The organism is Archangium sp. Cb G35, assembly GCF_001896145.1.
Lineage (GTDB): Bacteria > Myxococcota > Myxococcia > Myxococcales > Myxococcaceae > Archangium > Archangium violaceum.
The window spans coordinates 423,914-447,306 of sequence record NZ_MPOI01000010.1 but is presented as its reverse complement, the minus strand read 5'-3'; the positions used below and the strand labels follow the sequence as shown (position 1 = coordinate 447,306).

22 protein-coding genes are annotated in these 23,393 nt (G+C 67.8%); 18 read left to right on the top strand and 4 right to left on the bottom strand.

Going from position 1 to position 23,393, the window contains the following annotated elements; genetic code table 11:
• The first annotated feature begins 176 nt into the window (after nt 1-176).
• Nucleotides 177-422 (top strand): hypothetical protein, encoded by a 246-nt coding sequence (locus tag BO221_RS30140; protein WP_073564222.1) that lies wholly within the window; start codon nt 177-179, stop codon nt 420-422.
• A gap of 60 nt (nt 423-482) precedes the next feature.
• On the opposite strand, the gene BO221_RS30135 is transcribed toward BO221_RS30140, so the two are convergent.
• Nucleotides 483-716 carry a hypothetical protein gene (locus BO221_RS30135; protein ID WP_043405458.1) on the bottom strand — a complete coding sequence of 78 codons (234 nt, stop codon included), beginning with the start codon at nt 714-716 and terminating at the stop codon, nt 483-485.
• A gap of 239 nt (nt 717-955) precedes the next feature.
• Here BO221_RS30135 and BO221_RS30130 point away from each other — a divergent pair, with 239 nt between their 5' ends.
• From BO221_RS30130 to BO221_RS30095, 8 genes are all read left to right on the top strand, one after another.
• Nucleotides 956-1,912 (top strand): hypothetical protein, encoded by a 957-nt coding sequence (locus tag BO221_RS30130; protein ID WP_073564220.1) that lies wholly within the window; start codon nt 956-958, stop codon nt 1,910-1,912.
• Between the two features lie 455 nt (nt 1,913-2,367).
• On the top strand, nt 2,368-3,042 hold the full coding sequence (locus BO221_RS30125; RefSeq protein WP_073564218.1) for a Tfp pilus assembly protein FimT/FimU: 675 nt from the start codon (nt 2,368-2,370) through the stop codon (nt 3,040-3,042).
• Nucleotides 3,043-3,149: 107 nt separating this feature from the next.
• Nucleotides 3,150-3,662 (top strand): prepilin cleavage protein, encoded by a 513-nt coding sequence (locus tag BO221_RS30120; RefSeq protein ID WP_143195771.1) that lies wholly within the window; start codon nt 3,150-3,152, stop codon nt 3,660-3,662.
• A 9-nt stretch (nt 3,663-3,671) separates the two neighbouring features.
• A complete protein-coding gene (locus tag BO221_RS30115; protein ID WP_073564399.1) occupies nt 3,672-4,856 on the top strand; it encodes a PilW family protein in 1,185 nt (394 codons plus the stop codon).
• A 6-nt stretch (nt 4,857-4,862) separates the two neighbouring features.
• Nucleotides 4,863-5,375 carry a hypothetical protein gene (locus BO221_RS30110; RefSeq protein WP_073564215.1) on the top strand — a complete coding sequence of 171 codons (513 nt, stop codon included), beginning with the start codon at nt 4,863-4,865 and terminating at the stop codon, nt 5,373-5,375.
• Nucleotides 5,376-5,386: 11 nt separating this feature from the next.
• Nucleotides 5,387-9,979, top strand: coding sequence for a PilC/PilY family type IV pilus protein (locus BO221_RS30105; protein WP_073564213.1), 4,593 nt, complete (start codon nt 5,387-5,389; stop codon nt 9,977-9,979).
• 148 nt (nt 9,980-10,127) lie between these two features.
• A complete protein-coding gene (locus BO221_RS30100; RefSeq protein WP_073564211.1) occupies nt 10,128-11,327 on the top strand; it encodes a metallopeptidase family protein in 1,200 nt (399 codons plus the stop codon).
• Nucleotides 11,328-11,335: 8 nt separating this feature from the next.
• On the top strand, nt 11,336-12,523 hold the full coding sequence (locus tag BO221_RS30095) for a class I SAM-dependent rRNA methyltransferase (protein ID WP_073564210.1): 1,188 nt from the start codon (nt 11,336-11,338) through the stop codon (nt 12,521-12,523).
• 19 nt (nt 12,524-12,542) lie between these two features.
• Here the strand turns inward: BO221_RS30095 and BO221_RS30090 are convergent, their stop codons facing one another.
• Nucleotides 12,543-13,037, bottom strand: a complete 495-nt coding sequence (locus BO221_RS30090) for a caib/baif family protein (RefSeq protein ID WP_198956208.1) — start codon at nt 13,035-13,037, stop codon at nt 12,543-12,545.
• Entirely contained in the window at nt 13,031-13,657 is a 627-nt protein-coding gene (locus BO221_RS30085) for a hypothetical protein (protein ID WP_198956207.1), read from the bottom strand. The genes BO221_RS30090 and BO221_RS30085 overlap by 7 nt, the downstream gene beginning before the upstream one ends.
• 34 nt (nt 13,658-13,691) lie before the next feature.
• On the opposite strand from BO221_RS30085, the gene BO221_RS30080 reads away from it, so the two are divergent.
• The 4 genes from BO221_RS30080 (at nt 13,692) to BO221_RS30065 (ending at nt 18,389) form a co-directional block, all read left to right on the top strand.
• Entirely contained in the window at nt 13,692-15,815 is a 2,124-nt protein-coding gene (locus BO221_RS30080) for an ATP-dependent helicase (protein WP_073564208.1), read from the top strand.
• A gap of 143 nt (nt 15,816-15,958) precedes the next feature.
• Nucleotides 15,959-16,405: a 50S ribosomal protein L13 gene (gene rplM, locus BO221_RS30075; protein WP_043405432.1), complete on the top strand. Its 447-nt coding sequence runs from the start codon at nt 15,959-15,961 to the stop codon at nt 16,403-16,405.
• 51 nt (nt 16,406-16,456) lie between these two features.
• Nucleotides 16,457-16,858 carry a 30S ribosomal protein S9 gene (rpsI, locus tag BO221_RS30070; RefSeq protein ID WP_043405429.1) on the top strand — a complete coding sequence of 134 codons (402 nt, stop codon included), beginning with the start codon at nt 16,457-16,459 and terminating at the stop codon, nt 16,856-16,858.
• A 151-nt stretch (nt 16,859-17,009) separates the two neighbouring features.
• Nucleotides 17,010-18,389 (top strand): type IV pilus twitching motility protein PilT, encoded by a 1,380-nt coding sequence (locus BO221_RS30065; protein WP_073564206.1) that lies wholly within the window; start codon nt 17,010-17,012, stop codon nt 18,387-18,389.
• A gap of 55 nt (nt 18,390-18,444) precedes the next feature.
• Here the strand turns inward: BO221_RS30065 and BO221_RS30060 are convergent, their stop codons facing one another.
• Nucleotides 18,445-19,185 (bottom strand): hypothetical protein, encoded by a 741-nt coding sequence (locus tag BO221_RS30060; RefSeq protein ID WP_073564204.1) that lies wholly within the window; start codon nt 19,183-19,185, stop codon nt 18,445-18,447.
• A 34-nt stretch (nt 19,186-19,219) separates the two neighbouring features.
• On the opposite strand from BO221_RS30060, the gene BO221_RS30055 reads away from it, so the two are divergent.
• The 5 genes from BO221_RS30055 (at nt 19,220) to selD (ending at nt 23,338) form a co-directional block, all read left to right on the top strand.
• Entirely contained in the window at nt 19,220-19,717 is a 498-nt protein-coding gene (locus BO221_RS30055; protein ID WP_043405420.1) for a regulatory protein RecX, read from the top strand.
• A gap of 15 nt (nt 19,718-19,732) precedes the next feature.
• Nucleotides 19,733-20,512, top strand: a complete 780-nt coding sequence (locus BO221_RS30050; RefSeq protein ID WP_073564202.1) for an outer membrane protein assembly factor BamD — start codon at nt 19,733-19,735, stop codon at nt 20,510-20,512.
• Nucleotides 20,509-21,222, top strand: a complete 714-nt coding sequence (locus tag BO221_RS30045) for a hypothetical protein (protein WP_073564200.1) — start codon at nt 20,509-20,511, stop codon at nt 21,220-21,222. The genes BO221_RS30050 and BO221_RS30045 overlap by 4 nt, the downstream gene beginning before the upstream one ends.
• Nucleotides 21,223-21,323: 101 nt before the next feature.
• Nucleotides 21,324-22,274: a DUF4388 domain-containing protein gene (locus tag BO221_RS30040; protein ID WP_073564198.1), complete on the top strand. Its 951-nt coding sequence runs from the start codon at nt 21,324-21,326 to the stop codon at nt 22,272-22,274.
• Between the two features lie 11 nt (nt 22,275-22,285).
• Nucleotides 22,286-23,338, top strand: coding sequence for a selenide, water dikinase SelD (selD, locus tag BO221_RS30035; RefSeq protein ID WP_198956206.1), 1,053 nt, complete (start codon nt 22,286-22,288; stop codon nt 23,336-23,338).
• Nucleotides 23,339-23,393 lie beyond the last annotated feature (55 nt).

Sequence of the window (23,393 nt, the reverse complement as noted above, 5' to 3'; positions counted from 1 at the left end):
CCTGACGCATGGAGCAGGGCCTGGCGCCCGCGTCCCGGAAGCCACGGGGCGCGGGCGTTGTCCTGTGTACAGTCGGCCGCGTCCGGAGGCCGGGGACTTGCCTCCCGGGCCAAAGCGACGTACCCAGGCGCCCCCGTTCCCGCGCTGCGGGCCGCTCTTGCTTGGGGAGGACCTGGATGAAGCTCCACGCCGTGCTCTGTCTGCTGGCCCTGGCCGGTTGCGCGACCCTGCCGTCGTCGCGTTCCTCCGTCGCTGGAAGCGGAGGTCCCGCCGGGGACGTGCAGGCGGTTTCGGAGCCGGTGCGCATGGAGACGCCCGCGGGCACCTTCCTCGTGCACCCCAACAACGCCGAGGACCTCGGCAAGCTGCTCGCGGGCGAGCCCACCGGCAAGCAGTACATTTCCATCACGGACGTGCCCTGAGGGCCTCCGCGTGGGCTCACCACTCCCTTGGGGCCACGAGGCCGCTGGGGGAGGGGAGACTCAGCCTTCCAGGACGATGCGCCGTCCCAGGGCCCGGGTCATCTGCTGCGAGGTGACGAGCTTGAGCACCTCGAAGCTCTCTCCGCCGGCCGTGTCGTAGGCCGCCGCGATGAGATCTCCCAGGGTGAGCAACGCCGGAGCCGCCCGGCGATGGGTGCTCCTCCGGGGCGTGGGCATTGTCCTGCGTCCCTGCCGCTGGACCGAACCGCGCTTGCGTGTCGCCGTCTTGGCCATGGTGTCCTCCCACCTGCTGCCCGTGGGTCGATGGACTGATCAGGCCGAAATGGATTGCATGCGGCATGCCAGGGGCTCGTCCGCCTGCCTGTCACGAAGAATCAGGGACTTGCAGTCACCACTCGCCTCGGACCCGGGGGAGGGATTCCAAACTTCGTTCAATCTTCCGTGGGGGAATGACTCGTTTCGTTGAGGCTTTTCGTACACATCTGACATGGGAGTCAGGTAAGGCCACCGGCATGAACGTCCAGGTTCTCTTCCACGACAGCTGCTTCGACGGGGCCGCGAGCGCGGCGGTCTTCACCCGCTTCTACCGCGAGCGCGTGCGCCCGGATGCCCGCTTCAGCTACCGGGGCCTGTCCCACCAGGCGGGGGGCGCGGCCATTGATCCGGCCGTCTTCACCGGGGACGAGAACGTCATCGTCGACTTCCGCTACAGCCAGGACGCGCGCCTCACCTGGTGGTTCGACCACCACGTCTCCGCCTTCCAGCAGCCGGGGGACGAGTCCCATTTCCGCGCCGACACCAGCGGGCGCAAGTTCCACGACGCGCACCGCAAGAGCTGCACCGTGTATCTGGCGGACGTGGCGCGCGAGCGCTTCGGGTGGGACCCTTCTCCCCTGAAGGAGCTGCTGCACTGGGCGGAGATCATCGACGGCGCGCTCTTCCCCAACCCGGAGATGGCCGTGGCGCTGGAGGAGCCCGCGCTGCGCATCATGACGGTGCTCGAGGCGAACAAGGATCCCTCGCTCATTCCCCAGGTCATCGAGCGGATGCAGACCGACTCACTGGCCGCCATCGCCGCCTCGCCGCTGATCGCCACGCCGCTGGCGCCGCTGCTCGAGCGCCACCGCCAGCACATTGAACTGGTGCGCGCCAAGGCCCGTTACGAGAACGGTGTCGTCTCCTTCGATCTCGCGGACGAGGGCGTGGACAGCCTCAACAAGTTCATCGCCTACGCCCTCTATCCCGAGGCCCGCTACACCCTCTGGGTGGGGCAGGGCCCCTCGCGCGCCAAGGTGTCGCTCGGCTCCAACCCGTGGCGTCCCCAGGAGCGGCGGCACGACCTGGCCGCCATCGCCTCGCGCTACGGCGGCGGCGGGCACCCCGTGGTGGCCGCCATCAGCTTCAAGCCCGGGGAGCTGGCGCGTGCCCGTTCCGCCTGGACGGAAATCCTGTCCGAGCTGTCTGCTTAATCTGGACCCACTACATTTTGCGCACCTCGCAAAGTTTGCGAGGGTTCTGGCCGCAACACCTGCGGTGATCGCCACCAGACAGTCGTGCTTTCGGGGGGTTGGCAGGCGGCCCACCGTTTGCTTGGCGTCGTCGATGTGATCGGTTTTCCGCCATTTTTCCAGCAGGTTCGCAACTCGGGGCGCGGCTTCTGGCCAGCGGGCCACGAGGGTGCGAGCTGCCTGGCGGTGGCTTGTCCGGAAATAGACGTAGCCGGGTTTTCCTGGGAGCCTGCCTCTCAGGTGGGCCGGTTTGCTTCTTCTCGGTGCGTTGAGGGATCCTTCCGCCGCGAGGGACGCAACCCCGGAGATCGGCTTTCCTCCACAAAGGTGTTGACCATCCATCTTCCGATGAGTTGAGAATTATTTACTTTTCCCATAATGCCGGGCAATCTGTTCTCCCAGTGAGAGTCGGTCAAATGTGCACCCAGGGAAATCCAGCGAAGCATGAGCGGCGCATCAGGGGCGTCACCCTCGTCGAGGTGATGGTCGTGGTGGCGATCATCGGCGTGCTGGCGGCGCTGTCCATGGTGGCCTTCGACTCGCTGGGCCGGCGTGGGGCGCTGCAGAATGCCGCGTTCGACATGCAGGGCGTGCTGAGCACGGCGCGGGCCCAGGCTGTCTCCCGGGGTTATCCGATATGGGTCCTCCTGTATCCGTCCGCCGGCCGCAAGGCGATGGAGGGAGGCCCGGGCGCGTTCTTCCTCATGGAGGACTCCGGGGGCAGCTACGTGCGTGCGCCCGCCAATCTCTTCGCCATGGATCCCAGGGGCTCCTCCCTGGTGTCGGCGGCGTACTTCCTGGAGGACTACAGCAAGGGAGTGCGTTTCGAGGCGCTGAAGCCCGGTGAGGCGGGGCAGTACGCGCAGCCCTTCGCGGCGCTCCCGGTGCAGACCTGTGGCTTCTGCTCGGGGACGCCGCTGCGCGGCGCCATCGCCTTCTTCGCGGATGGGAGCGCCCGTTTCGTCAATGGACAGGGCGAGTACGTCTTCGCCAAGAATCAGGGACTGGCCCTCAGCAGCCAGGACCGCAAGTCCGAATACCTGTTCGCCATCGCTGGTCCCACCGGCTACGTGGCGGCCTTCTCCCACTGAAGCCGATCGGAGGCTTTGCCGTGGACTTCACTTCCCGACGCCGTGTCCGCCGTATGGGTTCCGCTCCGCGCGGAGTGTCACTCATCGAAGGGATGGTGGCTTCCGTCGTGTTGCTCATTGGTTTGCTGGGCGTGTTCCAGGGCGTGCTGGTGGCCAGCGAGCAGAACTCCATGGCCAACCAGGCCAGCCGCGCCGCGGGCATCGGCTCCCAGGTGCGCGTGGCGTTGGACACGCTCGGCCGGCATCGGGTGGTCGAGGGCATGCTCACGGGCTCGGTCTGTGATGCGAGCGCGAGCGTGCAGGAACTGGCCGGCGGGCTGGAGAGTCTGGATCCCGGCGCGGAGCCGTGGGCGGTGCGCTGCATCATGGATCTGGACGCCTTCGAGGAGACCGCGGATGAGGCCGACAGGCTGCTGCCTGGCTACACGAAGACGGACAGGGATCGCTTCCGCCGGGTCCTGGTGCGGGTGTCGCGGTTGGATCCGGTCGTCAATGTGACGATCGACGAGGTGGCGATCGTCGTGTCCTGGAACGAGCTGGGGCGCCGGCGCTTCCTGCGGCAGTTCGTCGGGTTCTACGACGCGAGCCCGTTCGGTAACGGGACCAACATCGAAATCTGAGTGGTCTTCATGACGCGTTCGAAATCCCCCCAATCCCACGCGCCGCGCGGCTTCACCCTCGTCGAGCTCCTGGTTGGTGCCGCCACCACCAGCATCATCCTCTTCGCCGTGGCCTTCTCCGTGTTGGCGGTGCAGGGCTCCTATCAGGCCGAGTCGCGCGTCAAGGTGGCCGTGGAGGGGGCGCGCACGGCGGCGACCTTCATCGAGCAGCGGCTGCGGATGGCCGGCTATGGAGTGGATCCCCGCTTCGCCTTCGATTTCGACGCCGCCCTGGCCCCCAAGGCCAATCAGGTCCTCGCTTTCGGGCCCGGCGTTCCCCAGTCCGTGACGGATGACCTGGCCTTCCGCTACCGGGATCCCTCGTGGTTGCGCCGGGGCTTCTACACCGCCGCCGATGGGCTGCAGCTGCAGGGCGGGGATACGTTCGGCGTGGACTTCCCCGAGAGCCAGCGCTTCCTCGTGTCGTGCCGGGGCGGGCGTGACTACATGGTCCTGACGGTGAACGCGGGAGGCTTGCAGTCCGACGCCATCGGTTCGAAGAACTTCGTGGTGGACGCCCGCTTGTCCTCCGTGGGCGCGGATGCCGGGTGTCTGGCTTGGACGGGGACGGATGCGCCCTACATCATGCTCCTGCATGAGCTGCGCATCCGCATCATGGACCTGGATGGCCGTCCGTTCCTGATGGCCTTCGATCGCCTGGACACGCTGAACCCGGCCAATGCCGTGCCCCTGGCCGCGGATGTGGAGTCCTTCCAGGTGGCCTACGTGATGAACCGCCCGTTGCCCAACAGCGTCCACGCCCCGGTCCTGTCCCCGGTGGATGCCAGCTCGGATCCCTCCAACTGGGTGCTGGGAGACGTGGGCAGCGACGACTCGGAGCGTTTCCCCAACCCGGACGTCACCCCGGCGCCCGTGTATGGCACGGCCTACGACGATGCGACGCGCTACAACCAGCACCCCGCGAACATCCGGGCCGTGCGCCTGAGCATCAGCGTGCGCTCGACGCGCCCCGAATCCAACGGGCGCCGTGCCTTCGAGCGCGAGAATCTGGAAGACTCCAACGAAGCCGTGGATGCGGACGGCTACTACCGGACCAACATGACCCTGACGGTGCGTGTGCCCAACATGCTGTCCCGCTCCGCTTTCATTCCCGAGGTCGGTGACGAGCCCACCGACATCTCATGGGGAGGCTGACCCATCATGATTCATCCCAGAACCCGGGCCCCCCGAGGCAACGCCCTGCTGCTCACCGTCATCGCCATCTCCGTGTTGATGGTGCTGGTGGGAGGGGCCATCCAGTTCACCAATCGCAACCGTGAGGCGACGGCGGAGAAGCTGCGCGGGGATCGCGTCAACGTCTGCGCGGAGGCGGCGCGCCGCCACCTGCTCTCCCGCCTGTCGTTGTTCCAGGCCACCGGTACGCTGGAGATCCTCGATACGAAGCTCATCGATGATCCGGATCCGGATGCGCGCTCGCGGCTGATGACCGGACACTATGACTCGGAAGCAATCGCCACGGTGACGACCGTGGATGCGGTGACGATGGGAGCGGCCGCTGGCCAGGCGGTAGAACTGGCCAATAACGCTCCCCGCTCCACCATCCTGGGTGGGCAGTACTACCGGGTGGTGGTCAAGTGCGAGGAGTCCTCGGGCAATCCGGCGGCCAAGGGCCGTCAGTCCGAGGTGGAGTTCCTCTTCCGTTATGGCCTGTGAGGGAAGGCGCCATGATTCGTAAGCTGACGTTGTACCTTGTTGCCTCGGTGCTGGTGGTGCTCCGGGCGGACACGGCGGCCGCCATCGATCAGGCCGCCTGCTGTCTGCCGACGACCTCGCGGCTGGATTCGTTGATGAATCCGACGCAGTTCAGCGGAGACGAGAAGTTCTTCTCCAGCCCGAGCGGCTCACCCAACATCCTCTTCATCATCGACACCTCCAGCTCCATGTACGCGTGGCCGACGACCTGGCCCACGGTCAAGGGCTGCTCGCACTCCTTCTTCGAGGAGCTGGGCTACGACAAGGACGAGGTGTACCCGCGCTTGTGGACGAGCATGTCCACCCAGTCCAACGAGTGGTTCGCGACCAACAAGTATTACAACGCGCCCACGGACGGGTATGGCCGTACCTTCCAGAGCCCCCCGGAGAATGACGACCAGGTCGATGCGTGGTCGAACGTGACGGATGCGTGCAAGGGTGTCTCCACCAAGACGGTGGACCGCACGCTCTGCCAGACGTGCCTGGACACCAAGGGTTATTACGTCGATGGCTCGACGCGCCGGGTGAAGGGCAACTTCCTCAACTTCTACGCGCCGCGTGACTCGGGTGCCGTGAAGGTGCTGGCGGATGTCGTCCACGCGTTGCCCGAGGCGCGCTTCTCGGTGATGTCGTTCGAGACCGTGGGGTCGGAGGGGTGCTGGAAGTCTTCGTCGGGCGTCAACAGCCTCTGCATGCTCCAGGAGATGAGCCCCTCGTGCTCCTACCCGCTGGACGCCGACGCGATGAAGGCCGACCGTGACACCTTCCTCAAGAACCTCACCAACAATGGGAGCACGACGAAGCGGCTGTCGTGGGGCCGTATCGGTACTCCGCTCTCGGACACGCTCTACGCGGCGGGCTATTACTTCCAGAGCAGGAGCAGCGGCACCACGCCCTTCTCCAAGTATTTTGGCTCCGGTCACCCCAAGCCGGCGAGCGTCGGTTCCGCTGCGTACAACCGCGGCGATGCCATCTGCTACGAGTGCGGGTTCAACGCCGTCATCCTGCTGACGGACGGTGATCCCACCAGCGAAGGCAATTACGTCTCCCTCCCCAACGCCATCACCCGGCAGACCTCCAACTGCACGGATTGCAGGGGCAACCTGCACAAGGTGGCCAAGTACTTCTGGGACAACGACATGCGCGAGGACAAGGGCGGCATGCAGCGCGTGGCCACGTACACCATCGGCTTCTCCGAGGCGGTGACCTCCAGCAAGCTGCTGCAGGAGACGGCGCGGGTGGGTGGCGGCGAGTTCTTCCCGGCCCGGAGCACCAGCGAGCTCAAGCAGGCCCTGCTGAAGATCCTGGACAACATCAACGCGCGCAGCAACGCCTTCACCTCGGTGGCCGTCAACAGCCTGCAGTCGCAGAACTCGTCGCAGCTGGCGATCATCCCCCGCATGATCCCCGCCAGCAACAAGGGGTGGGCGGGCAAGCTCTTCCGCTACGAGCAGTTCAACGAGTTCGTCCTGAACGAGGACCGGAATGGCGACAAGGACTACGACGACGTCTACCTGATCGACAGGATTGGGGATGTCATCGCGGAGACCCAGGAGGGTGACTTCCGCAAGATCACGGCCTTCAGCACCCCCGCGACCGTCACCCAGTTCGGCGAGGCGGCCCAGCACTACTGGGAGGCGGGCGAGGAGCTCAAGAAGGACTGGGAGCAGGGCGCGGAGACCGGGGGCGCCAAGAAGCCGGACTTTGGCCGCAACATCTATACGGTGACGGACAACGGCCGGCTGAAGGGTGGCCTCAAGGATGGGCTGATCAACCAGGATGACGAGATCGTCGAGTTCAAGCTCGAGAAGCTGGCTGAGCTGCAGCAGTACCTGGCCGTGAGCGGGGCGCCCATGTGCCCCAGCGGCACGGGCGCCGGCTACAAGCCGGGCTTCATCCTGAGCAAGATGGGGCTCACCTCCAAGCAGGCCGCGGAGATGATGAACAAGGTGCGCTCGGGCGTGGTGGTGGCGGACCCGGCGTCCCAGACCGACTACGACAAGCTGTGCGCGGCGCTGGTCATCCAGTACGTGCGCGGTCAGGATCTCTTCGACGAGGATGGCGATGGTTCCCGCTCCAACATGCGGCCGTCCGCGCTGGGCGACATCTTCCACTCGGCGCCCGTGGTGGTGAGCCCGCCGGTGGACAAGTTCCTGTGCGACCTGGGCGTCAGCACCCAGTGCGTGCGCACGCTCTACTCCAGCGCGGAGCAGCTGGGCGGGCAGGCCACGCCGTTGAAGCCGTCCAAGGACCCCATCCCCGCGACCTGCAAGCCGGGCGCGGCGATGAATCAGGGTGATGCCTACGACGGCTACCACCACAAGAATCGCATGCGCGAGCGGCTGATCCTCGTGGGTGCCAACGACGGCATGCTGCACGCCTTCAGCGACAGCAAGGGCTCGGTGGATCAGGCGTGCAACATCCACTACAACCCGGTCGCCGGTGATCAGGGCGGCGGCAAGGAAGTGTGGGCCTTCATCCCGTCGGATCTGCTGCCGCGGCTGCAGGACATGCTGCAGGGCCACGCCTACTACGTGGATGGCGACATCATGGTCCGCGACATCTGGTCGGACGACAACAACAACGGCTGGAAGGACGAGGACGAGTACCACACGGTGGCCGTGGTGGCCGAGGGCCGCGGTGGCACGCACTACTTCGCCCTGGAACTGCGCTGGGATGAGGCCGACAAGCCGGCCGCGCTGGCTCCTGGCTTCCGCTGGATGTTCCCGCAGCCGTGCACGGACGAGGCGCTGCGTTTCGGCAAGACGCTCTTCAGCCTCAGCCCCAAGTCGCCCCCGATCGGTCCCGTCCGGTTCAGGTCGGCGAGTCCCATGCCCCAGGCGGAGGGGTTGCCTCCCAAGGACTTCTCCGAGCGCTGGGTGACCATGCTGTCCGGTGGCTGGTCTCCGGGTGGCGAGAAGGGCCGCGGCATCTACATGGTGGACGTGTGGAACGGCAAGGTGGACTCCCGTCGCGACAACCTGCTGTGGAAGTGGGAGTTCGCGTCGCCGGGCAAGGCCTCGAGCGGAGCGGACAAGACGCGTGAGTTCCTGAAGTACGGCTTCGTGGCTCCCGTGGCCATGGCGGACTACGGCCCCAGCACCGAGCCGGCGCTGGATGGCTTCTTCGACACCGCGGTGGTGGGTGACCTGGGAGGCCAGCTCTGGACGGCGCGCTTCCACGAGCCGGGCATCATCGACAGCTCGGGTCTGGTGACCAACTGGAGCGCCGGGCGCGCCTTCGCGATGGACCGGCAGGATGTGTCCTCGGCCACCGCGGAGCGGGTCGACAAGCGCTCGCCCTTCTTCTACCTGAGCTCGCTGGCGTACCAGCAGGACTCCCGGGCCCTGCGCGCCTTCGTGGGGACGGGCAACCGCTACTCCATCCTGGATGAAGGTGTCGGTATCTGCCGCTACGACAACCCCCAGGCGTGCTCCAAGCTCGGGTGCGCTCAGACGTTGACCAACTACAAGGTGACGCGTGGGACGTCCGACGCCCAGACGATGAACAGCGAGTGGGGCAAGGGCACCTACGCCAAGGCGGCGTCCACTCAGTGGACCGACACTCCGGCCTCGTTCGACTACTGCGGTCCGACGACCAGCAAGTCCTTCATCAAGGCCGCGTTCGACAAGCGCGAGGCCCAGACCTGCACCCGGAAGGATGGCGGCACGTCCACCTACGCGTTCGCTTCCACCAGCGTGGAGTGCGGCCAGTACTCGTCGGATGTCTTCGACTGCCGCGTGCCCGCCTCGGCCACGATCGACACGAAGAACATGGGCGATCTGGACGTCAAGCAGCCGTCGGCCACGAGCACCGCCGTTGGCAAGAACCGCTTCTTCGGCATCTGGGCCTACGGTGGTGCCCAGGATCGTGTCTTCACCGAGGACCCGAACTCGAGCTCGGCCAACATGGCGGACAAGTACGACAACCGGCGGCTGTCGGACTCCAACGATGACCTGCGCAACGTGACGGATGTCGTCTGCAGGGCCGACGGCTCCTGCACGTGCGCCAGCGGGAGCACGAGCTGCGTCGCGAGCAGGCCGTTGGCCGCTCCGGACAGCCGGGGCTGGTTCTACGAGTACGACGGTCCGCATCACAAGACGGCCAGCGGCTCGGCGGTGCTGGCGAGCTGCACGATGTGGAACTCCATGTACTCGGAAGCCGTCCAGCCGCAGCCGGGCGAGTCCCTGGCGTGCTCCGGCTCGTACGCCAGCCGGGCGCGTCTCTTCCAGGCGGACTTCATCACGGGTGCGCCCAACTGCGCGGTGGGCTTCTCCAACAACACCACCTTCGCTCGCTACCAGGAGCGTTCGGTGATCGCGCCCCCGCCCGATGTGTCCACGTCCATCCAGATCTCGAAGACGGGCCAGGTGAAGTACTCCACCGTGTTCCTGGAGCCCGGGCCCAACAGGGAGAAGGCCAACCAGACGCAGGTGTCCGCCAGCACGGACGTGCTGCAGTCCATCTACGAGCTGCCCGTCTCGCGGGGTCTGCACGAGTGCCGCCACCTGCAGCCGGGCCCGAACGGTGGAGGCAAGCAGGCCTGCCTGCCCTCGGGGATTTGATCCAGGGCTGAGCTGTCCACCGGGGCCCGTCCTCGCCGCGAGGCGATGGCGGGCCCCGCCGTTTTCAGGGGGGCGGTCATGGCGGCCGGGCGGGCGGGCTGCTGGTATCTTCCCGTGCCGCGGGCGATGCCGTAGCCTTCGGCCCCCCATGTCCCGGCGCGGTCCGTTCGCCCTCTGCCTTCTCTTCCTCGGTTCCTGCCAGTGGACGTCTCCCACGTCCCCTCCGGCCGTTTCCGACGCGGGCACCGCCCCGGTTGCCTCGGCGCCGGCGCCCGTGCCCACGGCGGCGCCCGTGCCCGAGCCGCTTCCCCCATGCCGGGCGAAGGGCGCCAGCCCGCTCAGCGCGGCGTTGGACTACCTCGACACCGGCAGGTACCCGGAGGCGCTCTCCTGCGCGGCCCAGGCCTCCGCCCTGGAGCCGGACTCGGCCGCCGCCCACTCGGCGCGGGGCGAGGCGCTGGCCGCCCTCCAGCGCACGGCCGAGGCGCAGGTGGCCTATGCCCGGGCCCTGGCGATTGATCCGGGCCAGCCGGACGCGCTGCTCGGCGCGGCGCACCTCTACGCCGTGCAGCTGCCCTCCAGCCGCGAGTACGACGAGCTGGGGGCCCTCTACGCCGAGCGCGGGCTGTCCCAGTCCGATGCGGCGCCGGAATTGCTGCCCCGCTTCGCGCTGGTGGCCGCCATGGCGCTCAATGACCTGGGGCAGGCCGCCGAGGCGCTCCAGCGCGCCCAGCTCGTCCTGGCGCGCGAGCCGGACAACCGCGAGGCCGCCTACGAGAAGGCCCTGGCCCTCTTCGAGCTGTGCCGCTTCGCCGAGGCCCGGGCCGCCTTCGGCACCCTGCGGAATGATCCGCAGCGCGGGGCGCACGCGCACTACCACCTCGGGATGCTTCTGGAGCGCGAGGGCAAGTGGAAGGAGGCGCGGGAGCACTTCGACAAGGCGCGGCACGCCTCGCCGGAGGACTTCCCCGTGCCGCCCACGCCCACGGAAGCCGAGTTCCGCGAGGAGGTGGCCCGCGCGGTGGCGGCGCTCCCCGAGGACATGCGGAAGGACCTGACCGGGGTGCCGGTGCGCGCCGAGGAGCTGCCCGCGGAGGAGGATCTGCTCTCCGGGGAGCCGCCCCTGTCGCCCGCGATTCTCGGCCTCTTCCGGGGCCCGCCGCTGGGCGAGCCCTGTGATGGCACGGAGACGCCGTGCCGCTCGGTGGCCCTCTACCGGCTCAACCTGGCCCGGGCGGTGCGCACCCGGGAGGAGCTGAGGGAGCAGATAAAGGTAACGCTGCTCCACGAAGTGGGGCACCTTCGGGGCGAGGACGATCAGGAACTGGCCGCTCGCGGCCTGGAGTGACACGAGACATGGCTCGCCCAACCCCCCCTACCGCCCGCGTGAGCCTCAAGGGGGCCAAGGCCCTGCGCAAGGGCCACCCCTGGCTGTACCGCACCGAGTTGTTGGAGCCGCCCCAGACGCAGGAGCGCGGCGCCGTGGTGTCGGTGGTGGACCCGCAGGGCAACCCCGTGGGCCAGGCCTTCTACGCGCAGCGCTCGCCGCTGGCGCTGCGGCTGCTCACGCGCAAGGGTCCCGCCGAGGAGAAGGTGGACGAGGCCTTCCTGCGCCACCGGCTGGAGCTGTCGCTCGCGAGGCGCGCGCCGCTGCGCCAGAGGGACGGCGTGCGCCTGGTGCACGGCGAGGCGGACCTGCTGCCCGGCCTCTTCGTGGACCGCTATGGCGCGGGTCTGGCGCTGCAGACGCTCTCCGAGGGCATGGACGTGCGCAAGGAGTGGGTGGCGCGCGCGCTGGCGGAACTCACCGGGGCCACGCACGTGGTGTGCCGCGACGACGCCTCGGGGCGTGACTTCGAGGGCCTGACGCGCGAGGTGAAGCTGCTGCACGGGCAGGGCGAGGCGCGCTTCAGCTACCACGAGGGGGAGAACCTCTTCGAGGTGGACCTGCTGGGGGACATGAAGACGGGCGCCTTCCTGGACCAGGTGGACAACCACGTGCGTGCGGGCGAGCTGGCCCGCGGCGAGGGGTTGGACCTGTTCAGCTACCACGGAGGCTTCGCGCTGGCGCTCAGCCGCACGTGCGACTCGGTGCTGGCGGTGGAGCAGGACCCGAAGGCCTCCGAGCGGGCGCGGGCGAACGCCGCGCGCAACGGGCGCACCAACGTCACGGTGGAGAACGCCAACGCCTTCGACGTGCTGCGCCGCTTCTCCGAGTCCGGCCGCCGCTTCGACACGGTGGTGGTGGACCCGCCGGGGCTGGCCAAACGGCGCGAGGGCCTGGCCACCGCGCTGCGCGCCTACCACGAGCTCAACCTGCGCGCCCTCAAGTGCCTGCGCCCCGAGGGCCTGCTCGTCACGTGCTCGTGCTCCGGCAAGCTGACGCGCGAGGCCTTCGAGGAGATGGTGCTCTCGGCCGCCGCGGACGCGAAGCGGCCGGTCCAGATCCTCGAGCGCCGGGGGGCGGGCCTGGATCACCCGGTACTGGGTGGCCTGCCGGAGACCGAGTACCTCAAGGCCTTCTTCGTCCGCGTCCTGCTGTAGTGCCCGGAGGGGCCCCGGTTCAGATGCCCATCTCCGCGCGCAGCCGCTTCACCTGCTTGAAGTACTCGGTGCGGGGGAAGGGGACGTTGAGGATGTGGAAGTCCTTCTTGGAGAGGCCCACGCTGCCGAAGCAGTAGTTGCTGTCGGACATGTTGCGGCAGAGCACGAGGTAGGCGCTGCTGGTGCAGTTCTCGCTCTGCACGCAGTAGGCGCAGTTGTGGCACTGCTTGCAGTCCACGCAGTGCGAGCAGTTGTTGCACAGCTCGCAGCGGGTGCAGTGGGTGCACTGGTAGCAGCTGTCGCAGTCCTTGCAGAACATGCAGTTGGCGCACCGCTCACAGCCCTCGCACGCATAGGAGCCGGGGTTGCCCGGGTCCGCCGTGTACTGCTTGGCGAGCCGCTGGTACTGCTCGAGGAACTCGCGCTTGCCCATGCCCGCCACCTGCTGGCGCGCCTGGGCCTCCTGCTCGAGCACCTCCGGTACGTTCGCCCGCGACCCTCTGTCCTTCACCACGGAAGCTCCTTTCTATTGGCGGTCCGTTCCGCCGGGGTCTGGTGCAGCCGCGCCAGCCCTTCGAGGTCGATATCCTTTGCCACCCGGCGCACCTCCACCGTGCCCGGGTATCCCCGGCTGCTCACCGCCACCACGTACCGGTTGCCCACCAGCAGGCTGGCCTCCGCCAGTGTGGTGGACGCGTCGTAGCGTACGAAGCCCACCGCCTCCTTGTCCTTCCAGAAGATGGGGGCGGTGGGATCATTCGTGGCCCGGTCCCGGCCCTCGTCCGCCGCGGCGCGGATGGTCTGCCCCAGCTTCTTGCCCAGGCCCCCGGAGGTGTCCACGATGCGCACCTTCACTTCCCGATCCTCACCGTGGGTGAAGCTGCGTTCCACCTCGCTGATGGACACCTCGCCATACCGGCCGGTGGAGCCCCCCTCCTGGGCGCGCTGCAGGCCGGCCAGATCTTCCGGGAGGAATGTCCGCAGATCCTCGAAATGCGCGCAGGGGAAGTCCGCCGGGGTGTTCGCGGCCGTGCTGTCCGCGTCTCCCGGTGTCTTTTTTCCACCATCGGTGCAGGCCGTGCCCGCGACGAGCGCGAGGAGAAAGAGCCGCTGGAGAAAAGAATAGTCGCGCACAGGGGAATCAAAGGGTATCCCCGGGCCGCGCGCAATGGACCTCTCGAAGCTCAACCCCCCTCAGCGCGAAGCCGTGCTCACCACCGAGGGCCCCCTCCTGGTGTTGGCGGGCGCTGGCAGCGGCAAGACTCGCGTCATCACCAACCGCATCGTCCACCTGCTGGACAAACGGCCGGGTGGACTGCTGGCCCGCAACATCCTGGCCGTCACGTTCACCAACAAGGCCGCCACGGAGATGAAGGAGCGGCTGGTGCACATGGCGGGCCCCCGGGCCCAGAACGTGCTGGTGTGCACCTTCCATGCCTTCGGCGCGGAGATGCTCCGTGAGGACATCTACCGGCTGGGTTGGCCCAAGAAGTTCACCATCGCCGACCAGGGCGACCAGGCGGCCATCATCAAGCGGGCCATGCGCGAGCGGCGCATCGATGACCGCACCTTCGATCCGCGCAAGGTGCTCACCCTCATCTCCAAGGCGAAGAACGCCGGCAAGACACCCGAGCCGCTCGGGGAGGGGATGGGGGACGATTATGATCTCATCGCCCACATGGTCTACGAGGCCTACCAGCTCGCGCTCAAGGCGCAGGGCTCGGTGGACTTCGATGATCTGCTGATCCTCCCCTCGCGGCTGCTGCGCGAGCACGAGGACCTGCGGCACAAGTACACCCAGCGCTTCCGCTACCTCCTGGTGGACGAGTTCCAGGACACCAACCAGGCGCAGATCGATCTGTTGACGCTGCTGGCCAGCGGCGAGACGCGCAACGTGTGCGTGGTGGGGGACGACGACCAGTGCATCTACAGCTGGCGCGGCGCCGAGGTGCGCAACATCCTGAGCTTCGACAAGTACTTCGCCGAGGCCAAGGAGGTGCGGCTGGAGCAGAACTACCGCTCCACGCAGGTGGTGCTGGACGCGGCCAACGCGGTGATCGCCAAGAATCCCGAGCGCAAGGCCAAGAAGATGTGGTCCGAGCGCAAGGGGGGCGAGCGCATCAAGGTGGTGACGGCTCCCACCGAGGAGGAGGAGGCCCGGTACGTGGCCACGGAGATCTCCCGGCTGGTGGCCGGGGGGATTCCGGCGGATGAGATCGCCATCCTCTACCGGGTCAACGGCCAGTCGCGTCCCATCGAGGAGATGCTGCGCGAGAAGAACATCCGCTACGAGGTGGTATCGGGCAGCGAGTTCTTCGACCGGCGCGAGGTGAAGGATGTCATCGCCTACTTCAAGCTGATCGCCAACCCGCGGGACGAGACGGCGCTCCTGCGCATCATCAACGTGCCGGCGCGGGGCATTGGCGACGTCACCATGGAGCGGCTGGTGGCGCACGCCCGGCGTGACAGCGTGACACTCTGGGGTGCCATGGAGCGCGCCGAGGGCTACGAGGACCTGCCCAAGGGCGCCGCCGAGAAGGTGAAGGACTTCCTCCAGCTCGTGGAGCGCTACCGGCAGAGCTACGAGACCGGCAAGCTGGCCGAGGTGACGCGCAAGCTGCTGGAGGAGATCGGCTACAAGGACGACGCGAAGTCGCTCATCAGCTCGCAGGCCAGCGCGGACCGGAAGCTCAAGTCCATCGACCAGGTCATCAACTCCCTGGAGGCCTTCGAGAAGCGCGAGGGCCCGAAGGCCAGCCTGCTCACCTACCTCAACCGGCTCAGCCTCGACACCCGCCAGGAAGAGGAGGAGGAGGTGCCCGGGGGCCACAAGGCCGTCACCCTGATGACCCTCCATGCCTCCAAGGGCCTGGAGTACCGGGTGGTCTTCTTCATCGGCATGGAGGAGGAGCTGATGCCCCACAAGGGCATGCAGGGCGAGGCGCAGAACCTCGAGGAGGAGCGCCGCCTCTGCTACGTGGGCATTACCCGGGCCAAGGAGCTCCTCTACCTGACGCGCTCCGCCATGCGGGTGAAGCGGGGCAAGGAGGTGCCGCGCACCCCCTCGCGCTTCCTGGAGGACATCCCCCCGGAGTTGGTGGAGGTGATGGATATTGACGCACCGCGCAAGGGCCCTCCTGGTGAGCAGGAGAAGAACTTCTTCGCCAGCCTGAAGGAGCGCTTCAAGGCGCCGGGGACGAGTGGGGGAGTGGCCCCCGGGAGCAAACCGGCCGTAGGGGCCCCGACAACCGGGGGGCCCGCCGCGACCGGAACCACGGGTGGGGTACGGTGAACGCAGTGCGACCTTGACTTGCCCCCCGCCCCCCTCTAAGACGGTCGGCCTTTCCGGGACGGCTTGGAAGTTTACGGGCTGGACCCGTGGTTGCTACGGCTACAGGCGCTTCAGGCGCCAACCATGCTTTTGGAGTTCAAACAATGTCGCAGAGGACCTACAGCGCGAAGCCGGCGGATATCAAGCGCGAGTGGCACATCATCGACGTGAACGGCAAGGTGCTGGGCCGCGCGGCGAGCCAGATCGCCACGCTGCTCAAGGGCAAGCACAAGCCCACGTACACCCCGTCCATCGACACGGGTGACCACGTCATCGTCATCAACGCCGACAAGGTGAAGGTGACGGGTACGAAGGAGCAGGACAAGATGTACTACCGGCACCCCCGCGCCGGTTTCCCGGGTGCCCTGAAGAGCACCAACCTGGCCAAGCTGCGCGCCCGGCACCCCGAGGACATCATCCTCAACGCCGTGCGCCGCATGCTGCCGCGCAACGCCCTGGGCCGTCAGATGATGACGAAGCTCAAGGTGTACGCCGGTGACACCCACCCGCACGCCGCGCAGAAGCCCGCGACGCGCGAGGTCGAGGCGTAAGCGCTGTCCTTCCTTCCCCACTTTCCGCACCCTATTTAGAGAAGAGACGACATGGCTACCGCCACCGAGAAGGGTTTCTATGGCACCGGCCGCCGCAAGGAGGCCACCGCGCGCGTGTGGATCCGCCCGGGCACCGGTGTTGTGATCATCAACGGCCGCGACATCAACGTGTACTTCGGCCGCGAGACGTCGAAGATGATCCTCAACCAGCCGCTGGACGTGCTGGAGCAGAAGGGCAAGATCGACATTGAGGTCAACGTGCGCGGCGGCGGTCTGAGCGGCCAGGCCGGCGCCATCCGCCACGGTCTGTCCCGTGCGCTGTGCAACTACAACCCCGAGTTCCGTCCCGCGCTGAAGAAGGCCGGGTTCCTCACGCGTGATGCCCGCGCGGTGGAGCGCAAGAAGTACGGCCAGCCGGGCGCGCGTCGCCGGTTCCAGTTCTCCAAGCGCTAATCCGTTCTCACGCGGTATCGCTGGAGTACACGCACGGCGGGGGTTCCTTCGGGAGCCTCCGCCGTTGTGCTTTGCGGGCCAGGGCAGGCGAGCGCGTGTTGTCCAGGGCCCCCTCGTCGGTTCCGTTGGGCGTGCTACCATCGGCGCATCCATGGAACTCAACGAGATCCTCCAGATTGCGCTCCGCGGCGGCGCCTCCGACATCCACCTCAAGGCGGGTCTGCCGCCCATGTTCCGTGTCGACGGCTCACTCGTCCCGCTGAAGGACGGCAAGCGGCTGCCTCCCGAGGAGGTGGCGCGCATGGTCTTCGGCATCATGAACGAGTTCCAGAAGGAGAAGTTCAAGCAGAGCAACGAGGTGGACCTGGCCTACGGCGTCCCCGGGCTCGGCCGCTTCCGCGTCAACGTCTTCCAGCAGCGCGGCACCATCGGCGCGGTGATGCGCGTCATCCCCACCAAGGTGATGGCCATCAAGGAGCTGATGCTCCCGCCCATCCTGGAGAAGATCTGCCTGGACGAGCGCGGCCTCATCCTCGTCACCGGCACCACGGGCTCGGGTAAGTCCACCACGCTCGCGGCGATGATCGATCACATCAACGCCACCGAGACGAACCACATCATGACGATCGAGGATCCGATCGAGTTCCTCATCCGCGACAAGCGCTCCATCGTGAACCAGCGCGAGGTGGGCGTGGACACGATGTCGTTCGCCCAGGCGCTCAAGAGCGCGCTGCGGCAGGATCCGGACGTCATCCTGGTGGGCGAAATGCGTGACCACGAGACCATCGAGACGGCGCTCGCGGCGGCGGAGACGGGCCACCTGGTGATGTCCACGCTGCACACGCTGGACGCCACGGAGACGGTCAACCGCATCGTCTCGGCCTTCCCGCCGTACCAGCAGAAGCAGGTGCGTATCCAGCTCGCGAGCGTGCTCAAGGCGGTGGTGAGCCAGCGTCTGATTCCGCGCGCGGACGGCAAGGGCCGCGTGGCCGCGGTGGAGGTGCTGCGCTGCACCGCCCGCGTGAAGGAGCTCATCGAGGACAAGGACCGGACGAAGGAGATTCCGGATGCCATCTCGCAGGGCTTCGACACGTATGGGATGCAGACCTTCGACCAGTCGCTGATGTCACTGGTGAAGCAGGGGCTCGTCACCTACGAGGAGGCCCACCGGCAGGCCACGAATCCGGACGACTTCGCGCTGCGCTTCTCCGGCATCAGCGCCACCTCGGACTCGAAGTGGGACAACTTCGATGGGGGTGGCTCCAAGCCGGTGCCGGGCTCGGCCAGCTTCGGGCAGAACCAGCAGCCCGCGCCGGCCGCGACGCCGGCCCCGCGTGTGGCGGCTCCTGGGGCCGCGGCGCCCCGTTCGGCGGCTGCCTCCGTGCCTCGTCCGGGAGTGCCCGCTGTTCCCTCCGCCGCGTCCCGGCCTGGGGTACCGGCGGTGGGTGCCCGTCCCGCGGCTCCGGCGTCCGCTCCCGCGGCTCCGAAGGCGCCCGCGGCCGACGACGACTTCCAGATCGAGCGCTTCTAGGGAATCCGCGTGGGGCTTGCGTCACACCCCCTCTCCCTCCGGGAGAGGGGAAACTCTACGCCTCCTCATCTCCAATCTGCGCCCGCAGCCGGGTGAGCCGCTGGGTGCCGATGAGCCCCTCCTTCGCCAGCAACTGGAGGAAGTCCACGGTGGCGCGCAGCCCGGCCTCCATCTCGGCCTCGGGCTTGTCGGCGATCTCGTTCTCGTAGAGCGCCTCCATGTGCTCGGGGTTGATGGGGGTGGGGCCCTCGCCCCAGGCGATGTTCACCAGGGCCCGCGAGATGTGCGCGCGCACGTTGCGCTCCGTCTCGTCCTTCGCCCCCTTCTCGAAGCCGAGGACGAGGGCATCCACCTGCTCGCGAGTCAGGGCCGCCAGGGATGGCACCTCGCCGAGCGCCTCCTGGACGAACGAGCTGTCGAACGTCTCCACCTCCTCCTCGTAGCCGAAGGCCTCTTCCAGGAGGATGGCGGCGATGAAGGCATCCGTCTCGTCGTCGGTGGCGCCCTCGGACTTGAGGGACTCCCGGGCCTTCTGGGTGGCGTCCTTGAGCGCGGGGTCCTCGGCGATGGCGTGCGTGGCGGCGTAGGCGGCCAGGAAGACGACGGCCGCCTCGGCGTCCGAGGACAGGTTGCGCTTGCCCTTGCCGCCCATCAACTCGTTGCGCTTGTCGGGGTGGGCGGAGGCGGTCTGGGCGAAGAGCCGCTCCTCGGGCCCGAGCGGCTCTCCGTTCTTCTCCTTCTCGAGCGTCTCACGGGCGGCTTCGGGGCTGAGGTAGCGGGCGATGAGGGGGTGCATGCCGCGCCTGTTACCACATGCTAGAGAGCAGGCGATGGACTTCACCCCCGAGGACGTCAAACGTGCGACGGACGCGTGCCTGCGACTGTTGGCCGTGCGGGCCCGCAGCCGGCACGAATTGCTGACGGCGCTCGAGCGCAAGGGCTTCTCCGAGCCGGTGCGCGAAGCGGCGTTGGAGCAGGTGGCGGGGTGGGGTTACCTGGATGACGAGCGCTTCGCCCGGGACCGGGCGGCGGTGCTGCTCCAGCGGGGGAAATATGGCCCCCAGGCCGTGGAGCAGCGGCTCCAGGCCCACGGGCTGAGCCGCGAGGCGGCGAGCGAGGCGGTGGCCGAGGCCCGTGGCTCGGTGGAGTTCGACGCGGAGGCCACGGCGCGCCAGGTGCTGGCTCAGCGGGGCCTGTCCGGCCGGAAGCTGGGACCCAAGGAACATGCCCGGGCCGGCCGTCTCCTGTTCAGCCGGGGTTTCTCCGAGGACGTCATCCAGCGGGTACTCGGTGACGCGGCGCTGGAACCTTCGGGTCCGGACGATTAGCTTGCTTACCTACCCATGCGTCTCCTTCGAGCTGCCTGCCTGTCTGCCTTCCTGTGTACCGCCGCCGGCTGCGCGGCCCTCTCCACCGGCCAGTCCGGGGATCCGGACTTCTCCTCGGATGCCGCCGCCAACATCCAATTGGGCGACGAGGCCGTGGAGCGGAAGGACTTCCTCCAGGCCGAGCGGTATTACGAGCACGTCCGGACCAAGTACCCCTACCTCGAGGTGGCCAACGAGGCGGAGCTGAAGCTGGCGGACCTCGCCTACGCCCAGGAGACGTACCCGGAGGCGCGCGAGAAGTACCAGTCCTTCATCAAGCTCCACCCCACGCACCCCAAGGTGGACTACGCCGCGTACCGCTCGGCCCTCTCGCACTACGCGGACATCCCCTCGGACTTCTTCCTCCTGCCTCCCTCGACGGAGAAGGATCAGACGGAGATCCGGGCGGCGCTGGTCTCCCTGAACGACTTCGTGCGCCAGTACCCCAACTCGCAGTACGTCGCCGAGGCGAAGCAGAACATCGAGGACACGCGCCGGCGGCTGGCCGAGCACGAGCTGTACGTGGCTTCCTTCTATGCCAGGCGCGAGCGCTGGAAGGCCGTGGCGCAGCGGCTGGAGGGGCTGTTGAAGAACTACCCGGGCACCTCCGTCGAGGAGGAAGCCCTCTTCGACCTGCATGAGGCCTATGTGAAGCTCAACGACGCTGAGCAGGCGAAGCAGACGCTGCAGCGGATCATCGAGCGCCTTCCCGGGACGCCCGCCGCCGAGCGGGCGCGGAAGATGATGGGCTCGTGAGGAGCGCCGAGGACTGGAGCCGGCTGGGTGGGGTGGTCATCACCGTGCTGGCCCTCGCGGCCGTGGCGGTGCTCCTGGTCCCCCGGCTCCTGGGCGTGGCCGCCGGGCCCGAGGCGGACATCATCACCGCCCTGAAGAGCACCGAGCGGGACGGGCTGTCGCTGACCGTGCCCGGAGTGGGGGAGCCGCTCCGGTCCCAGAAGCACTACTTCGCGCGCATCACCGTCAACGTGGAGCCCGGAGGGGAGCGGGCCGTGGCCTGGGCGACCCTGGACTTCGACGGCCTGCTGGGCCGCACGGCCATCAGCTCCCTGGGTGTGGAGCGGGTGCCCTTCGTCCGCCGCGGAGGGGAGTGGGTGCCGGAGAGTCTGGCCGCGCCCCGGCTGGCGGCGGTGGTCCGGGCGCTGGAGTCCCGGCGCCGGGCGCTGGAGACGGGAGACCGCGAGGCCCTGGAGGCCCTGCTCGCGCCGGGACTGGAGTCGTCCACGGGGGGAGGGGAGGCGGAGTTGGAGCGGGTGATGGAGCTCCAGCGGCGCCGCTACCGGGCGGAGACGTGGTTGCTGCGGCTGGAGCGGGACGACGCGGTGGCCACCGAGGCCTGGCGCTTGGAGGGACAGACGCCTTCCCGGCCCGTGGATGAGCGGGGCCAGCGCCGGTTCTCGCTCATTCGTCACGAAGAGGAATTCTTGTTTTCGTCCAGTCTCATGTAGGCTAGGCGCCATCGCAGCAGGGCTCAGCCGGGTGGGACGGACAGGGCAGTGGGCGGGAGGCTGAAGGCCGTGGCCACACTCATCATCGAGGTCGTAGCACCGTGAGCACTCCGAGCGGATCGCCGGCGAAGACGTACGCGCTCAAGTTCATCTCCGGCAAGTACCAGGGCGGTGAGTTCCCGCTGAAGGCGGAGAAGCAGATCGTCATCGGCCGTTCGAGCGAGCTGGACATGGTGCTCGTCGAGGACATGGTGTCGCGCAAGCACGCGCGCATCATGGTCAACGGGACCGGGCAGATCTCCATCGAGGATCTCGGTTCGACGAACGGCACGTTCGTCAACGGCGAGAAGGTCAAGCAGGCGACGCTCAAGGAGGGGGACCGCATCCTCATCGGCACCTCCATCCTGAAGCTCATCCTGCAGGGCGTGGGGGTGGGCGAGGTCGACGAGGTGGTGGCCAAGCAGCGCCTGGAAGAGGTGGCGGTGCAGGCGGCGCGGACCTCGACGAAGGCCTCGTCCATGACGGGGAAGATCGAGGAGATTCCGCTGCCGGACCTGTTGCAGCTCTTCCACACGTCGAAGAAGAACGGCGTGCTGGTGGTCAGCAACGACCACGAGGCGAAGATCTACCTGCGCCAGGGCCGCGTGTACTACGCGGTCATCGACGACAACCACAACCTGGGTCCGCAGAAGAGCTTCAACCGCATCATCACCTGGGAGCAGGGTGACTTCGAGCTGCAGCCGGCCGACCCCCAGGAGTTCATGGTGGAGCTGGACTCGTCCACCGAAGCGCTCCTGATGGACGCGCTGAGGCAGTTGGACGAGTACAAGCGCATCCAGAAGGATCTGCCGTCCATGGCCACGCAGCTGTCGCTGGCGATGCCGATGACGGCGAAGCTGCGCGAGCTGACGCCGGAGCTGCTGGACGTGCTGCAGCAGGTGCACAACTACGGCTCGCTGGGTGGGGTGCTGGACCACTCGGAGCAGGACGACGTGCAGGCGGCCGAGGCGGTGTTGCAGCTCATCAAGCGCGACTACGTGCGCGCCAGCTGACGGGGTTCATCGTGTCCGAGGAGCAGAAGCCGCGCCGGCTCACCGAGCTGGCGCATTGCGCGGGTTGAGCGGCGAAAATCCGCGCCGCGGATCTGGCGCAGGTCCTGCGCCAACTGAAGACTTCGAAGGATACGAGGGCGCTGGTGGGCTTCAACACCAACGATGACGCAGCTGTGTATCGAGTGGCGCCGGGACTGGCGCTGGTGAGCACGGTGGACTTCTTCCCGCCGGTGGTGGACGACCCGTACCAGTTCGGGGCCATCGCCGCGGCGAACGCACTGTCGGACATCTACGCCATGGGGGCCAAACCCCTGTTCGCGCTCAACCTGGTGGGCTTCCCGAAGGATCGGCCCATGGAGGAGCTGTCGCGGATTCTCGCGGGCGGCCAGGCGAAGGCGGACGAGGCGGGCATCCCCATCCTGGGCGGGCACTCGGTGCAGGACCCCGAGCCGAAGTACGGGCTGGCGGTGACGGGTCAGGTGCACCCGAAGAAGGTGCTGACGAACGCCGGGGCGAAGCCGGGCGACGTGCTGCTGCTGACGAAGCCCCTGGGCTCGGGCATCGCGACCACGGCCATCAAGCGCGGCGTGGCGTCCAAGGAACTGACGAAGCGCGTGGTGGCGCTGATGTCGGAGCTGAACAAGAAGCCGGGAGAGGTGTTCGCCTCGGGGAAGTTCAAGGTGAACGCCCTCACGGACGTGACGGGCTACGGCCTGCTGGGGCATCTGCTGGAGATGATGACGGGGGCGAAGGCCAGGGCCTTCCTGGACCTGGAGCGCATCCCCATCCTCTCGGAAGTGCCGGCGCTGGCGCAGCAGGGCGTGGTGCCGGGCGGGACGAAGTCCAACCTCGCCCACGTGGGCAAGAAGGTGCGCTTCCCCAAGGGTCTGCCCGAGGACATCCAGTGGGTGCTCGCCGACGCGCAGACGAACGGAGGCCTGCTGGCCTCGGTGCCCGCGAAGGACGTGCCCAAGGCGTTCCGCGCGCTGGAGAAGGCCGGCGTGGGCGTGGCCCTCATCGGTGAGGTGGGCGAGGGCCGCCCCGGCGTCGAAGTCGTCGGTTGAAGGACGTACGGCCGGCCGCTGGCGCTCCACCCGGCGCGCCTCTACGATCCGCTCC

What these genes read in the sequence shown, in the direction of transcription:
- BO221_RS30140 (WP_073564222.1), top strand. Translation starts at nt 177, where the DNA reads ATGAAGCTCCACGCCGTGCTCTGTCTGCTGGCCCTGGCCGGTTGCGCG.
- BO221_RS30135 (WP_043405458.1), bottom strand. Translation starts at nt 716, where the DNA reads ATGGCCAAGACGGCGACACGCAAGCGCGGTTCGGTCCAGCGGCAGGGA.
- BO221_RS30130 (WP_073564220.1), top strand. Translation starts at nt 956, where the DNA reads ATGAACGTCCAGGTTCTCTTCCACGACAGCTGCTTCGACGGGGCCGCG.
- BO221_RS30125 (WP_073564218.1), top strand. Translation starts at nt 2,368, where the DNA reads ATGTGCACCCAGGGAAATCCAGCGAAGCATGAGCGGCGCATCAGGGGC.
- BO221_RS30115 (WP_073564399.1), top strand. Translation starts at nt 3,672, where the DNA reads ATGACGCGTTCGAAATCCCCCCAATCCCACGCGCCGCGCGGCTTCACC.
- BO221_RS30110 (WP_073564215.1), top strand. Translation starts at nt 4,863, where the DNA reads ATGATTCATCCCAGAACCCGGGCCCCCCGAGGCAACGCCCTGCTGCTC.
- BO221_RS30105 (WP_073564213.1), top strand. Translation starts at nt 5,387, where the DNA reads ATGATTCGTAAGCTGACGTTGTACCTTGTTGCCTCGGTGCTGGTGGTG.
- BO221_RS30100 (WP_073564211.1), top strand. Translation starts at nt 10,128, where the DNA reads ATGTCCCGGCGCGGTCCGTTCGCCCTCTGCCTTCTCTTCCTCGGTTCC.
- BO221_RS30095 (WP_073564210.1), top strand. Translation starts at nt 11,336, where the DNA reads ATGGCTCGCCCAACCCCCCCTACCGCCCGCGTGAGCCTCAAGGGGGCC.
- BO221_RS30080 (WP_073564208.1), top strand. Translation starts at nt 13,692, where the DNA reads ATGGACCTCTCGAAGCTCAACCCCCCTCAGCGCGAAGCCGTGCTCACC.
- rplM (WP_043405432.1), top strand. Translation starts at nt 15,959, where the DNA reads ATGTCGCAGAGGACCTACAGCGCGAAGCCGGCGGATATCAAGCGCGAG.
- rpsI (WP_043405429.1), top strand. Translation starts at nt 16,457, where the DNA reads ATGGCTACCGCCACCGAGAAGGGTTTCTATGGCACCGGCCGCCGCAAG.
- BO221_RS30065 (WP_073564206.1), top strand. Translation starts at nt 17,010, where the DNA reads ATGGAACTCAACGAGATCCTCCAGATTGCGCTCCGCGGCGGCGCCTCC.
- BO221_RS30060 (WP_073564204.1), bottom strand. Translation starts at nt 19,185, where the DNA reads ATGCACCCCCTCATCGCCCGCTACCTCAGCCCCGAAGCCGCCCGTGAG.
- BO221_RS30055 (WP_043405420.1), top strand. Translation starts at nt 19,220, where the DNA reads ATGGACTTCACCCCCGAGGACGTCAAACGTGCGACGGACGCGTGCCTG.
- BO221_RS30050 (WP_073564202.1), top strand. Translation starts at nt 19,733, where the DNA reads ATGCGTCTCCTTCGAGCTGCCTGCCTGTCTGCCTTCCTGTGTACCGCC.